Source organism: Alteromonas lipotrueae, assembly GCF_019249255.1.
GTDB classification, from domain to species: domain Bacteria; phylum Pseudomonadota; class Gammaproteobacteria; order Enterobacterales; family Alteromonadaceae; genus Alteromonas; species Alteromonas lipotrueae.
The window spans coordinates 115,341-128,772 of the sequence record NZ_JAESDJ010000010.1 but is presented as its reverse complement, the minus strand read 5'-3'; the positions used below and the strand labels follow the sequence as shown (position 1 = coordinate 128,772).

Below are 13,432 nucleotides of genomic sequence, written 5' to 3'. Positions count from 1 at the left end.
AATGCTTAGTATCAAGAATTTACATGCCAGCGTAGAAGAGAAAAACATCATTAAAGGGCTTAACCTAGAAGTTAAGCCAGGTGAAGTACACGCTATCATGGGCCCTAACGGCGCCGGTAAGAGTACCCTTGGTTATGTGCTTTCTGGCCGTGATGGTTATGAAGTTAGCGAAGGTGAAGTGACACTGAACGGTAAAGATTTACTCGATTTAGAAGTGGAAGAACGTGCCCGTGAAGGTTTGTTCTTAGCGTTTCAATATCCAGTAGAAATTCCAGGCGTAAGCAACATGGAATTTATGAAAGAGTCTGTAAACGCCATGCGTGAACAGCGCGGCGAAGACCCGCTTACTGCTGCAGAATTTTTAAAGAAAGCCAAAGATGCGTGTAAGCAAGTGCAATTGCCGCTAGATTTCTTAAAGCGCGGTGTTAATGAAGGCTTCTCTGGTGGTGAGAAAAAACGTAACGAAATCATGCAAATGATTTTGTTAGAGCCAAAGCTTTGTATTCTTGATGAATCTGACTCAGGTCTAGATGTTGATGCACTTCAAGTGGTTGCCGACGGTGTAAACAGCCAGCGTGACGGTGAGCGCAGTTTTATCGTAGTGACTCACTACCAACGTTTGCTTGATTACATCAAACCTGACTTTGTGCACATTCTTGCCGACGGCAAAATTGTGAAAAGTGGTGATGCATCTCTGGCACTAGAAGTAGAGAAAAGTGGTTATGCCTTCTTAGGTAAAGCCTACGAGGAGGCTGAAGCATGAGTCAATGGCTAGAACAGGTCATTGATGGGGCAGCGCTAGATGATTATCTGGCGCCCGTGCGTCAGCAGGCCTTAACACAATTAAAAAACGATGGTTGGCCGAAACGCCGTAACGAAAGCTGGATCAATACGCCACTTACGCCTGTAGAAAAGCGTAACGTTGCAATTGCCACGCAAGCAGACAGCGTACCTGTGCCAAACATCGATAACTTAAACGCGTTAGATATCGTGTTTGTCGATGGTGTGTTAGTTACGCAAATTAACACGCTAGACGTGCCAGAAGGCATGGTGATTACATCGCTAAACGTTGACGATGCGGCTACACAGCAAGCGATTGCGAGTGTGTTCGGACAAGTGAAGCCAACACGCCATTTATTTGGTCGCGTTAACGATGCACTTTGTCAGCACGGTGTTTTCATTAATGTGGCAGATGGCGCAAAAGTAACTAAGCCTATTCGCATAGTGAATTTAGCGACTAAGAACGTAGATGCCCATACTCGCGTATTGGTTAAGCTAGGTAACGCATCAAGCGCGATTATCATTGAACAAGGTTCAGGTGATACCGATAGCCTTACAACAGCATTCGCAGAATACGATATTGCTGACGATGCGCACTTGGAGCATTACCGCTTTGCTATGTTCACAGGCAGCGCCAAACAACTTGGTGGTAGTCACTTTATGTTGCACGACCGCTCAACCTTAAATAGCACCCTAGTGGGCTATGGCAGTGAGTTGTCTCGCTTAGATGTAGATATGCATCATGCCGGTGAATTTGCTAACGCCAAAATGAACGCGATTTATTTGTTGGCTGAAGGTGAGTTATTCGACTTACATTCAACCATTGAGCACGCCATGCCTAACGGCACCACAGAAGAAAATGCGCGTGGGATTGTGGGTGATAAAGCCCGTGCTGTGTTCAATGGCCGTATTCACATTCACCGTGACGCACAAAAGACCTTGGCAGAGCTTAACAACCGTAACTTATTGTTGTCTCGTCGCGGTGTTATCAACACCAAACCTGAACTTGAAATTTATGCTGACGACGTGCGCTGTGCTCACGGTGCAACAGTGGCAGAAATTGAAGGTGAAGCGCTTTATTACATGCTGACTCGTGGTGTTCCGCGCAGTAAAGCCTTGGTGATGTTGAACTTTGGTTTCATACAAGAGCTAATTAACGATATGCCAAATGCGGCTATCCGCGATTGGTTACTTCCTGTGCTAAGCGAGCGCTTTGCACACATGGAGGTTAAATGAGCTTAGACGTTGCTGCGCTTCGCGCCCAGTTTCCAATCCTTGCTAAAACGGTAGATGGTAAGCCATTGGTTTACCTCGACAACGCGGCGACAACGCAAAAGCCGCAAGCGGTGATTGATGCCATTGTCGATTTCTATACGAACACCAATGCGAACGTGCATCGCGGCGCTCATCATTTATCTGATGAAGCAACTCGTCGTTATGAAAATGCGCGCACGAGTGTAGCGGGCTTCATTAACGCCAGTGCGCGGGAAGAAGTGATTTGGACCAGCGGTACCACTGAAGCCATTAATATTGTGGCTAACGGGTTGGGGCAGTTGCTTCGCGAAGGCGACCAAGTCATGGTGACAGAGCTAGAGCACCACGCGAACTTGGTTACGTGGCAGCAAGCGTGTCGACGTTCTGGCGCAACATTAAATATTGTGCCGGTGTTCGATAACGGTGAGCTCGATATCCACGCTTTCGATAGACTCTTAACACCTAGCACTAAAATGGTGGCGTTTCCGCATGTATCAAATGCATTAGGTACGGTTAACCCTATTAAACTGCTAACGGAAAAAGCGAAAGCAGTAGGTGCATGGGTGTTAGTGGACGGCGCGCAGGGCATTGCTCACGGCGGCGTTGACGTACAAGACATAGGTTGCGATTTTTACGCTTTCTCTGGGCACAAGCTATTCGGACCGACTGGCATTGGCGTTTTATGGGGCCGTAAATCGGTGCTAGAAGACTGGCCAGTATGGCAAACCGGCGGCGAAATGATTAAAGACGTGTCTTATCATGAAGCCACATGGGGCGAGTTACCTAATCGGCTAGAAGCGGGTACACCTAATATTGCAGGTGCTATTGGTTTAGGTGCTGCAGTTGATTGGTTTAAAAATCTTGATATGGCCGCATTACATAACCATGAACAAGCACTATTAAACTACGCCACTGAACAAGCACTTGCCTTTGAAGGTATGCGTTTAATTGGCACAGCGCCTAATAAAGTCGGTGTTTTAAGCTTTTTATTAGACGGTGCGCACCCTGGTGATATTGGATTTATTCTTGATAGGCAAGGCGTAGCAATAAGAACGGGCGATAACTGTGCTCAGCCGCTGATGAAGCGCTTTGGTATTCCAGGCACTGCTCGTGCATCGTTCTCAATTTACAACACGCTTGAAGAAGTGGACAGCTTATTTGCTGCACTTAAGAAAGCGAAAATGATGTTGGCCTAAGGAGGCACTATGAGTGTTGAAACATTTGTTCCTAGCACAAAGCTTATTACCTTGAGCGACAGCGCCATTAAGCATTTTGAAAGCAAGCTTAAAGACAAGCCGGGTCAGTTAATTCGCTTATCTACCCGTGTAAGTGGCTGTACCGGTTATGCATACGAACTTGATTTTGCCGATAGCGCTAAAGACGGCGACGAAATTGTAGAAATTTCACCAACCCTTCGTGTTGCGGTTTCAGAAGATGCAGCAGACCTAGTACGTAGTACGGAAATTGACTATGTAACTGAAGGTGTGAACGGCATTATTAAGTACAACAACCCAAATGTGGTTGATGAGTGTGGTTGTGGCGAAAGCTTCAACGTTGGCTAACTGCAATATTAAGAAGTTATAGCATGAAGCAGAAGATGGTGGTGACAGAACGAGAGTGTAAAGCACGTCTTGTTCCGGCAGGAAACCCTGCAACCATACCAGAGGGTGAGTTTGTTACGATCACGCAAGATTTAGGTGGCAATTACACGGTTACGTGGCGTGGCAATATGTACCGTATTGACGGCACCGATGCCGATGCGATTGGCCGTAAAGCCCAAGTACTTAACTTCGCCGAGCCTGAAGATGGCAAAGTGAGTGAGCAGCAGGTCTGGGATGCGCTTGAAACTATCTTCGACCCTGAAATACCGATTAACTTAGTATCGCTAGGGCTTATCTATAAGGTTAACGTTGATCAAGATAGTGGCGAAGTTGATATTGATATGACGCTAACCGCGCCAGGTTGCGGCATGGGTCCAGTATTGGTAGGCGATGTAGAATATCGTGTAGCACTTGTTCCCTTTGTTACTGCCGTCAACGTTGAGTTGGTATTCGATCCAGCGTGGTCACGAGAAATGATGAGTGAAGAAGCGCAGCTAGAAGCGGGCCTTTTCTTTTAATAACACAGGAATATCCATGGCATTACCGTCTACTGAAGAAATTATTGATGATTTAGCGTTTTTCGATGATTGGGAACAACGCTATCAATACATTATAGATTTAGGTAAATCTGTGCCAGGCTTGCCAGAAGACAAGCGTACGCCAGATAGATTAGTGAAAGGTTGCCAAAGCAGTGTGTGGCTGGTTGAGTCTTACGACAATAACCAAATTACCTTCGAAGTAGACAGTGACGCAGTGATTGTTCAAGGCTTATTGGCGTTAGTTTTAGCGGCGTACAATAATAAATCGCCGAAAGATATTCTTGAATTTGACATTGATGGCTATTTCGAAGCGCTAGATTTGGAGCGTCATATTACGCCGACTCGGGGAAATGGCCTTCGTGCAATCGTGGCAAAAATTCAACATCTTGCTAAAGAAAACAGTTAGTTATATAAATTTTGGTGCCGGGCGTTAGGTAAAATTAAGTGTAATATGCGTCCAAAGCCGAGTGCGTCATAAACGCTGTCATAATAGTGTCACTTTTATCACGTGTAGTAGAGCGCCATGGGGTGTTGAAATCGCCGCTGGTCAAGCCGTTAATAATTGCCTATAATTCGCGGCCAAAAATTCATAAGACTTAAATTTGTTTGGAGAAAACAATGGCTCTAGAGCGTACTTTTTCGATTATCAAGCCTGATGCGGTAGCTAAAAACGTTATCGGTGCAATTTACAACCGTTTCGAATCTGCTGGTCTTCGCATCGTGGCATCTAAGATGATCCACATGAGCAAAGAACAAGCTGAAGGTTTCTACGCAGAACATAAAGAACGTCCTTTTTTCGGCGCTCTAGTTGATTTCATGACATCTGGCCCAGTAATGGTTCAGGTTCTTGAAGGCGAAAACGCTGTTGTTAAAAACCGTGAAATTATGGGTGCTACTAACCCAGCTGATGCCGCTGCTGGAACACTTCGTTCTGACTACGCTGCTTCAATTGATGAAAACGCATGTCACGGTTCTGATGCACCAGAATCAGCTGCACGTGAAATTGCTTACTTCTTCTCTGAAGAAGAGATTTGTCCTCGTACGCGTTAATCGCAAACGACCGAATCTAAAAAACGAGGCTTCGGCCTCGTTTTTTGTTTCTGTAAGTCTGTTTTTTTAGCTTTATTGTTCAGCTACTGGCTTTGATTTATTCCGTCAAGATGGGGCAACAATATTGCAAGTTACACCCTATATTTAGTCTGTGGGTTACGCTTTTTCTACTTGAACAAGTATGGTAAAATCCGCGCAAATTTTGAACGGCTTTGGTCTATGACTTTTGTCCGTTTTGGGCGTAAGGTTTTTCTTAGCAGCATTTCTTCTGCTTACGTCCTACAAGTGAACGGCTTTTCACTACTTATGCTTTAAGAGTAACTCGTTATTTAGAGGCTTCCGATAGAGGCTCCCGAGGCTTCATCTTAATAACTCAAGTAGATTTAGAGCAACGTGGATTCGAACTTCCTAACGTCCGTTCGCGTCATCATATTAGCAGTACAAGGCAATAGCTTTGAATAGGTAAAAGGGTCATCATTTTATGGCAAAGACAAATTTGTTAAATCTTAATCGCGAAGGCTTGCGTAATTTCTTCAAAGACAAAGGAGAAAAACCATTTCGTGCCGATCAGGTAATGAAATGGATTTATCAGCAGGGCGAAAGCGATTTTGAGAAAATGAGCAACCTGAATAAAAACCTGCGTGCAATGTTGATAGAACACTGTGAAGTGAAAGCACCAGAGATTGCCTATTTCCAAGAAGCTAGCGATGGCACCATTAAGTTTGCGTTAGCGCTTGAGGGCGGTCAGGAAGTGGAGACGGTATGGATCCCAGAAGCTGACCGTGCAACGCTTTGTGTATCGTCACAAGTAGGCTGCGCCCTTGAATGTACGTTCTGCTCTACCGCTCAACAAGGTTTTAACCGTAATTTGAGCGTCAGTGAAATTATTGGTCAAGTATGGCGAGTAGCGACTTTCCTTGGTTTATCGAAAGATACCAGTAAACGTCCTATTACTAACGTAGTCATGATGGGCATGGGTGAGCCTTTGCTTAACCTTAAAAACGTGGTGCCAGCTATGAACATCATGTTAGATGACTTCGGATTTGGTTTATCGAAGCGCCGCGTGACCTTGAGTACCTCAGGTGTTGTGCCTGCACTTGATATGCTTGGTGATCAAATCGACGTGGCTTTAGCGATTTCATTGCATGCGCCAAACGATGAGCTACGTAATGAAATTGTGCCGGTGAATAAAAAATACAATATTGAAGCCTTTTTGGCTGGTGTGCGCCGTTACCTTGAAAAATCGAAAGCTAACCAAGGCCGAGTGACGGTTGAATACGTTATGCTTTCACACATTAACGACAGTACCGACCAAGCGCATGAATTAGCGAAAGTATTGAAAGATACACCAAGTAAAATTAACTTAATTCCGTTTAACCCTTATCCGGGTTCACCGTACCTTTGTTCAAGCAATTCGCGTATCGATAGATTCTCAAAAGTTCTTATGGATTATGGGTTTACCACCGTTGTACGCAAAACTCGTGGTGATGATATAGATGCTGCTTGTGGGCAATTAGTGGGTGATGTTGTAGACAGAACCAAACGATTGTTAAAAAAACAGGTGAAGGGCGAAGCGATTTCGGTAAAAATGGCCCAATAATCATTAAGATATTAGGGTAATAACATGCGAATAGGATTGATAGCAGCTGTCGTCTTTTTAGCGGGATGCGTAAGCAACTCGCAACCAGGCAGTTACAATAGTAACTTTGATCGCCAGGAAGCTGCTAAAACTCGTATGTCTTTAGGGTTAACCTACCTTAAAAACAATAATTATAAACAAGCCAAAGTGAATTTAGATCAAGCGCTTGAATACGATCCGCGCTCAGCTGAGGTCAACTATGCTATCGCGTATTATTACCAACTGGTGGGGGACGCAAAGCGAGCCGATGATCTATATCAAACAGCAATGTCCTTAGCACCAAACAACGGTGATATCGCAAACAGCTACGGTGCATTCAAGTGCCAAGACGGTGATTACGACGGCGCTAAAGAGTACTTTCTTAAGGCCGTGAGTAATCAACAATACGCTAATTCAGCAGAAACCTACGAAAATCTCGCCCTATGTGCACAAAGCCAAGGTAATACTGATGATGCTATTACCTATTTTCAAAGTGCACTCAAACACCAGCCGTTGCGTGCTAAAAGTTTATATTTACTGACAGAGCTTTATGTTGCCACCGAGCAGTGGACATCAGCGAAGTACACGTTAGACAAATACCAACGGGTTGCTAAACCTTCTCCCGATTCCTTATGGCTGTCATTTGAAATACACCAAGGGACAGGCGATTGGGAAGGGGCAAAAGAAGTGGGGTATAACTTATCAACCTTATTTCCTGACAGCCCGTATACAGCGGAATATAAGAATATTCTTGCGCAGCATGCCCCACAGGTTGAACGAAAAGTAAAAGGGGAAGATACTAACGCTGACAAAGTATCTCACTCAGCACACGCAGAAACAGAAACAAAATCAGGGTTGCCTTCTCAGCAAGCGCAATTCCACATAGTAAAGGCTAACGAAAACCTTTATCGTATTTCTCTAAAGCATAACATTAAAATTACCTCGCTGAAGGAGTGGAACAACATTGAAAATGCTGGCGCGATTTTTGCCGGTATGAAGATTTGGTTAGTACCACACAACATGCAAGGGGAATAGGAAGTCGAATGGTGTCAGAACAACAAACGACTGAGGAAGCAGGTTTAGCACAAGAGTCTACCGTGCCAAGCCCAGGTAAAATGCTTCAGGAGCGACGGGAATCGCTAGGGCTAACGCAGCAACAAATCGCTGATAAGCTTTTCTTGAAAGTCTCTCAAATCAATGCCTTGGAAGAAGATGCTGTGGATAAAACCACCTCTATTACTTTTACAAAAGGCTACGTAAGAAACTACGCGAAACAACTAGGATTAAATGCCGAACACGTTGTTGCTGCCTTTGAGCAATATCATACAAGTGTTGAACCACCGGCAAAACTACAAAGTTTCTCTCGTCGTGTCGCAAAACAGACACACGACGATCGCTGGATGATGGTTACCTATATTATTTTGTTACTGATAATCGGTGGCATTGTTGTGTGGTGGGTTCAGCAACCAAGTGATGAAGCTATCGTTGAAGCGCCTAATCTTGACGAAATTAAAGAAGAAGCTGCTAACACCCCCATCCCCGAAGCAACTAACCACACCAGTTCAGGTGCGTTAAACAGCGCAAATACTAATACAGCTACTGATACTGGTAGTGCTGCGCTTCCTCAATCTGGTAATGGTAACTTCACCAGTAACGGAAACAGCAGCTTTGAACCTTCACCAACCAATAGCCAACCTAATAGCGGTAATACAGATGATGAAAGCTTGCCGCCGTCAGCAGGTATTAACGAAAGTAATAACCTGACCGCATTGGTGAGCAATTCAGATTCCGGCGAAATCCGTTTAGGTAGCCAAGTTACTAACAATTCTTCGGACACCGGCAGTCAAAGTGGGGCAGTGCCCATATCGATGACATTTACCTTCGATGATGATTGTTGGGTGAACATAAAAGACGCAACCGGTGAGGCAATTGCTTACGGTGTTAAGCAATCTGGCCGTGTTATGGAAATTCAAGGTGTGCCTCCTGTTGCAGTTACACTCGGCAAACCGGATAATGTACGTATATCAGTTAATGGCGACCCCGTGGATATCACGGCCTTTCAAAATGGCCAGATAGCGCGATTCTCGCTTCCTATGTAGGTAATTAGATGTTTGCAGAAAGTCCTATCAAACGCAGAAAGTCCACGCGTATTAATGTAGGTAATATTCCTATTGGCGATGGTGCGCCCATTGCCGTTCAATCTATGACGAATACGCGTACCACTGACGTGGCTGCCACGGTCGATCAAATTAATCGTATTGTCGCTGTAGGAGGTGAGATTGTTCGTGTTTCCGTACCTACCATGGACGCTGCTGAAGCATTCAAAGAGATTCGTAAACAAGTTAGCACGCCCTTAGTGGCCGATATTCATTTCGACTATCGTATTGCGCTTAAAGTGGCGGAGTACGGTGTTGATTGCTTGCGAATTAACCCAGGTAATATCGGCAATATGGAGCGTGTACGTTCTGTGGTTGATTGTGCCAAAGACAAGAATATCCCCATTCGTATTGGCGTAAATGGCGGGTCGCTGGAAAAAGACTTACAAGAAAAGTATGGCGAACCTACGCCTGAAGCCTTGGTTGAGTCGGCCATGCGACATGTAGATATACTCGATAAGCTTAACTTCGACCAATTCAAAGTGAGTGTTAAAGCCTCTGATGTGTTTCTGGCGGTGGGGGCTTATCGACTATTAGCTCAGCAAATCGATCAGCCACTTCATTTGGGTATTACTGAAGCGGGCGGTCAACGTGCCGGTGCAGTAAAAAGCTCTGTTGGTCTAGGTATGCTTTTGGCAGAGGGTATCGGTGATACTATTCGTATTTCACTGGCTGCCGATCCGGTCGAAGAAATTAAAGTGGGTTTCGACATTTTAAAGTCGCTCCGAATCCGGTCTCGTGGCATTAACTTCATCGCGTGCCCAAGTTGTTCAAGACAAGAGTTCGATGTTATCGGTACGGTAAATGCGTTAGAGCAACGCCTTGAAGATATTCTTACGCCTATGGATGTCTCTATTATCGGCTGTGTCGTGAATGGTCCTGGAGAAGCTGAGGTATCAGACTTAGGCTTAACGGGCGCCAGAAACATGAGCGGGTTATACGAAGATGGTAAACGCGTGAAAGAGCGATTGGCCAATGATGACCTTATCGATAAGCTTGAAGCAAGAATTCGTGCCAAGGCAACCCGCATGAGCGAAGCTAACAAAATACAGGTATCGGTGAAAGACTAAGCCTGTACGATTGTTGTTTATCTTCAAAGCCCCTATAATGCGGGGCTTTTCACTATTTAGCAGTATGAGAATTTCACGTGGCTAAGACTATTCAGGCAATTCGCGGAATGAATGATTGCCTGCCGGAAGTATCCGGTACATGGCAGAAAGTAGAATCTGTACTCCGTCAAGTGGTGGCCAGCTATGGCTATCAAGAAATTCGCACGCCTATTGTAGAGAGTACCGACTTGTTCAAACGCTCTATTGGCGAAGTGACCGACATTGTCGAAAAGGAAATGTATACCTTTGAAGACAGAAACGGCGACAGTTTAACACTTCGCCCTGAAGGTACTGCCAGCACGGTGCGTGCCGGTAATGAGCATGGCTTGTTGTATAACCAACAGCAGCGCTTGTGGTATATGGGGCCAATGTTCCGCCACGAACGTCCGCAAAAAGGGCGTTATCGCCAATTCCACCAGTTCGGTGTTGAAACCTACGGCCTAGATGGGCCTGATATCGACTTGGAAGTGATTTTATTAAGCGCTCGACTATGGAAAGCGTTTGGTATTGAAAAGCACGTTACCTTGCAAATTAACTCATTAGGTTCAAACGAAGCCCGTCAGGCCTACCGTGAAACTTTAATTAGCTATTTGAAAGAACGCGCAGATAAGCTTGATGAAGAATCGCTTCGCCGGTTAGAGTCAAATCCACTTCGTGTACTTGATAGCAAGAACCCGAATGTGCAAGCAGCCATTGCTGATGCGCCATCATTGCTAGATCACTTAGATGAAGAATCTAAAACCCATTTCGATAACTTATGCGAACGCTTAACACAAGCAGGTATTGCATTTGAAATCAACCCACGCTTAGTGCGCGGGCTAGATTATTATAATCGCACCGTTTTTGAGTGGGTAACCGAAAGCTTAGGTTCGCAAGGTACAGTCTGTGCGGGCGGCCGATATGATGGTTTGGTAGAACAGCTAGGCGGAAAAGCTACACCTGCGGTAGGTTTTGCCATGGGTATGGAACGTTTAGTACTTTTACTTACCACGTTAAGTGAAGATGCACTAGATTCTAGCAGTGCTGATGTGTATGTTACCGCGATGGGCGATGATGCTCAGGCTTATGCCTTAGAAGTATCAGAACACCTTCGTGATACATTGCCTAGTGTGCGGGTGATGATGCACTGTGGCGGCGGAAACTTTAAAAAACAATTAAAACGCGCTGACAAAACAGGGGCAAGTTTTGCCTTGTTGTTAGGGTCACAAGAAATGCAATCACGTGAAGTGGCAGTAAAGCCGTTACGTGATGGTCAAGAGCAACAGACAATCGCTTTTGATGCGTTGTCGAGCACCATTGCCGACCTGCTGAACGCATAATAAGAGGAAATCATGGAACAATTCGCAACAGAAGACCAACAAGTAGAAGCGATTAAACGCTTTTGGAAAGAGCACGGTACCGCCATTATTGTAGGTGCAGCATTGGGGTTAGGTGGACTTTGGGGCTGGCGTTACTACTCTGATACGCAGATGGCAACCAAAGAAGCGGCATCAGTAGAATACCAAAATGCAGTGGAAACCTATGGTGAAGAAGGTAGCGCAGATAAAATTACCGCCTTTATTAATGCAAACGAAGACTCAGGCTACGCCAGTATTGCTAGCCTCTTGGCAGCCAAACAAGCAGTAGATGCTGGTGAGTTTGACGCCGCAGCATCACACCTAAACCGTGTGGTTACCTTTGCTGAAAATGAAGAATTAAAAGCGCTAGCCGCTATTCGTTTAACTCGAGTTCAAATTGAAATGAACCAGCTAGACGCAGCGTTGTCTACGCTAGGCAATATTACGAACGAAGCATTTGCTGCTGAAGTATCTGAACTGAAAGGTGATGTATATCAGCAACAAAGCAAATTTGATGATGCTCGTTTAGCCTACTCAGGTGCGCTAGAAAAAAATGCCAACAACCCGTTATTGCAAATGAAGTTAGACAACTTAGCCGTTGCTGCGGGCCAATAAGCTGGTACATAAAAATAAAGAGGTAAGCAATTTGTTTCACAATACGTGTGGCCGTAAGGGCCGATTTGCTCGGGCGATGGGCATGGCATTGGCCATCTCTGTAACGCTTTCCGGTTGTTCTACCGTCTCTGATTGGTTTGCAGATGAAGAAGAGCTAGAAATTCGCCGTTTGAAACCAATCGAAGCGAAGTTTACGCCGTCAGTAAAATGGGACAGAGACATCGGCGACGGTGTCGATCATTACTTCTCTCGCCTTCGCCCAGTGTATGCTTACGAAAACCTTTATGCCGCTGATCGCCATGGCAGCGTTGTCGCTATGAACCCAGAGAACGGTGATGTTTTATGGGAACGTGACTTCGCCGTATTTGAAGGTGACGGCTGGTGGGACTCCATTGCTCGCCTTTGGCGTAGTGGAGCAAGTGCGCGTATTGGCGGAATATCCGTTGCCGACAGATTGTTGTTTGTAGGCACAGAAAATGGCGTTGTAATGGCACTTGACTACGAAACAGGCGAAACCAAGTGGGAAGCGTCTATTCCTGGCGAAGTCTTAGCAGCGCCTTCTGCAGACGAAGGTATTTTAGTTGTTAACACGGGTGCGGGCACCTTGTTTGGTTTTGATACTCGTACTGGCGAGCAACTATGGAGACATGAAGGTGATACACCTCCATTAACCCTTCGTGGTATTTCGGGCCCAGTGGCGGCAAACGGCGGCGCCTTAATTGGAACGCCTACCGGTAAGTTGCAAGTTAACCTACTCGATTCAGGTATTCTTGCTTGGGAAACGGTCATTGCCACGCCAACGGGCGCGACAGAGTTAGAACGTATTGTTGACCTTGATACCACACCTGTGCTTTTTGGTGGCACCATTTACACGGTTTCCTACAATGGCACACTGGCAGCAGTAGAGTTGCGAAGTGGTCGTATTATTTGGAAGCGTGAGTACGGCTCGTATCGCAACCTGAGTATAGAAGGTAACAGTATTTTTGTTGTAGATAACAACTCCAATATTTACGCACTAGACAGACGAAACGGTGTAGAACTTTGGTCACAAGGTGGCTTGAAGTCTCGTTCTGTTACTGCTGCAACGCCAGTGGGTGAACATATTGTTGTGGGTGACAACTGGGGCTTCGTTCATTGGATTGAACAAGAAACTGGCCAAATAGTGGCTCGCGTCGATGTAGGCGGCGATGATGAAGACGATGCTATATACGATGCACCATTAAACGTTGACGGTGTGGTAGTAACCATGACCCGTAACGGCGTAGTGGCAGCCATTTCTACGTTATAGCCTGTTCAACAACATAATTTGTTGGATTGTTGGCCTAATATCTTCTGTTAGGCTGACGCATCATACCTAAACAGGTATAATGCCC

14 protein-coding genes are annotated in these 13,432 nt (G+C 45.4%); all 14 read left to right on the top strand.

Annotated elements, in window-relative coordinates; all coding sequences use genetic code 11:
• Position 1 precedes the first annotated feature (1 nt).
• The 14 genes from sufC (at position 2) to bamB (ending at position 13,347) form a co-directional block, all read left to right on the top strand.
• Positions 2-763 carry a Fe-S cluster assembly ATPase SufC gene (sufC, locus tag KYS23_RS14575; protein WP_126873137.1) on the top strand — a complete coding sequence of 254 codons (762 nt, stop codon included), beginning with the start codon at positions 2-4 and terminating at the stop codon, positions 761-763.
• Positions 760-2,016, top strand: a complete 1,257-nt coding sequence (sufD, locus tag KYS23_RS14570) for a Fe-S cluster assembly protein SufD (protein ID WP_159532200.1) — start codon at positions 760-762, stop codon at positions 2,014-2,016. Before sufC ends, sufD begins: the two co-directional genes overlap by 4 nt.
• A complete protein-coding gene (locus KYS23_RS14565) occupies positions 2,013-3,230 on the top strand; it encodes an aminotransferase class V-fold PLP-dependent enzyme (RefSeq protein WP_218419173.1) in 1,218 nt (405 codons plus the stop codon). The genes sufD and KYS23_RS14565 overlap by 4 nt, the downstream gene beginning before the upstream one ends.
• Before the next feature lie 9 nt (positions 3,231-3,239).
• On the top strand, positions 3,240-3,596 hold the full coding sequence (locus tag KYS23_RS14560; protein ID WP_126873140.1) for a HesB/IscA family protein: 357 nt from the start codon (positions 3,240-3,242) through the stop codon (positions 3,594-3,596).
• 23 nt (positions 3,597-3,619) lie between these two features.
• Positions 3,620-4,153 (top strand): putative Fe-S cluster assembly protein SufT, encoded by a 534-nt coding sequence (gene sufT, locus KYS23_RS14555; RefSeq protein ID WP_159532196.1) that lies wholly within the window; start codon positions 3,620-3,622, stop codon positions 4,151-4,153.
• A gap of 16 nt (positions 4,154-4,169) precedes the next feature.
• Positions 4,170-4,580: a SufE family protein gene (locus KYS23_RS14550; RefSeq protein WP_218419163.1), complete on the top strand. Its 411-nt coding sequence runs from the start codon at positions 4,170-4,172 to the stop codon at positions 4,578-4,580.
• A 212-nt stretch (positions 4,581-4,792) separates the two neighbouring features.
• Positions 4,793-5,224, top strand: a complete 432-nt coding sequence (gene ndk, locus KYS23_RS14545) for a nucleoside-diphosphate kinase (RefSeq protein WP_013783282.1) — start codon at positions 4,793-4,795, stop codon at positions 5,222-5,224.
• Between the two features lie 481 nt (positions 5,225-5,705).
• Complete coding sequence (rlmN, locus tag KYS23_RS14540; RefSeq protein WP_159532194.1) at positions 5,706-6,824, top strand: dual-specificity RNA methyltransferase RlmN; 1,119 nt, start codon at positions 5,706-5,708, stop codon at positions 6,822-6,824.
• A 24-nt stretch (positions 6,825-6,848) separates the two neighbouring features.
• Positions 6,849-7,877: a type IV pilus biogenesis/stability protein PilW gene (gene pilW, locus KYS23_RS14535; protein ID WP_218419161.1), complete on the top strand. Its 1,029-nt coding sequence runs from the start codon at positions 6,849-6,851 to the stop codon at positions 7,875-7,877.
• Between the two features lie 8 nt (positions 7,878-7,885).
• Positions 7,886-8,941, top strand: a complete 1,056-nt coding sequence (locus tag KYS23_RS14530; protein WP_159532190.1) for a RodZ domain-containing protein — start codon at positions 7,886-7,888, stop codon at positions 8,939-8,941.
• Between the two features lie 8 nt (positions 8,942-8,949).
• Positions 8,950-10,068, top strand: a complete 1,119-nt coding sequence (ispG, locus tag KYS23_RS14525; protein WP_013783286.1) for a flavodoxin-dependent (E)-4-hydroxy-3-methylbut-2-enyl-diphosphate synthase — start codon at positions 8,950-8,952, stop codon at positions 10,066-10,068.
• A 77-nt stretch (positions 10,069-10,145) separates the two neighbouring features.
• Positions 10,146-11,426, top strand: a complete 1,281-nt coding sequence (gene hisS, locus KYS23_RS14520) for a histidine--tRNA ligase (protein ID WP_159532188.1) — start codon at positions 10,146-10,148, stop codon at positions 11,424-11,426.
• A gap of 12 nt (positions 11,427-11,438) precedes the next feature.
• Positions 11,439-12,059: a YfgM family protein gene (locus KYS23_RS14515; RefSeq protein WP_159532186.1), complete on the top strand. Its 621-nt coding sequence runs from the start codon at positions 11,439-11,441 to the stop codon at positions 12,057-12,059.
• Positions 12,060-12,090: 31 nt separating this feature from the next.
• Entirely contained in the window at positions 12,091-13,347 is a 1,257-nt protein-coding gene (bamB, locus tag KYS23_RS14510; protein WP_159532184.1) for an outer membrane protein assembly factor BamB, read from the top strand.
• Positions 13,348-13,432: the final 85 nt, after the last annotated feature.

Excerpts from the sequence above, each read along its gene's own strand:
- sufC (WP_126873137.1), top strand. The coding sequence starts at position 2 with ATGCTTAGTATCAAGAATTTACATGCCAGCGTAGAAGAGAAAAACATC.
- sufD (WP_159532200.1), top strand. The coding sequence starts at position 760 with ATGAGTCAATGGCTAGAACAGGTCATTGATGGGGCAGCGCTAGATGAT.
- KYS23_RS14565 (WP_218419173.1), top strand. The coding sequence starts at position 2,013 with ATGAGCTTAGACGTTGCTGCGCTTCGCGCCCAGTTTCCAATCCTTGCT.
- KYS23_RS14560 (WP_126873140.1), top strand. The coding sequence starts at position 3,240 with ATGAGTGTTGAAACATTTGTTCCTAGCACAAAGCTTATTACCTTGAGC.
- sufT (WP_159532196.1), top strand. The coding sequence starts at position 3,620 with ATGAAGCAGAAGATGGTGGTGACAGAACGAGAGTGTAAAGCACGTCTT.
- KYS23_RS14550 (WP_218419163.1), top strand. The coding sequence starts at position 4,170 with ATGGCATTACCGTCTACTGAAGAAATTATTGATGATTTAGCGTTTTTC.
- ndk (WP_013783282.1), top strand. The coding sequence starts at position 4,793 with ATGGCTCTAGAGCGTACTTTTTCGATTATCAAGCCTGATGCGGTAGCT.
- rlmN (WP_159532194.1), top strand. The coding sequence starts at position 5,706 with ATGGCAAAGACAAATTTGTTAAATCTTAATCGCGAAGGCTTGCGTAAT.
- pilW (WP_218419161.1), top strand. The coding sequence starts at position 6,849 with ATGCGAATAGGATTGATAGCAGCTGTCGTCTTTTTAGCGGGATGCGTA.
- KYS23_RS14530 (WP_159532190.1), top strand. The coding sequence starts at position 7,886 with ATGGTGTCAGAACAACAAACGACTGAGGAAGCAGGTTTAGCACAAGAG.
- ispG (WP_013783286.1), top strand. The coding sequence starts at position 8,950 with ATGTTTGCAGAAAGTCCTATCAAACGCAGAAAGTCCACGCGTATTAAT.
- KYS23_RS14515 (WP_159532186.1), top strand. The coding sequence starts at position 11,439 with ATGGAACAATTCGCAACAGAAGACCAACAAGTAGAAGCGATTAAACGC.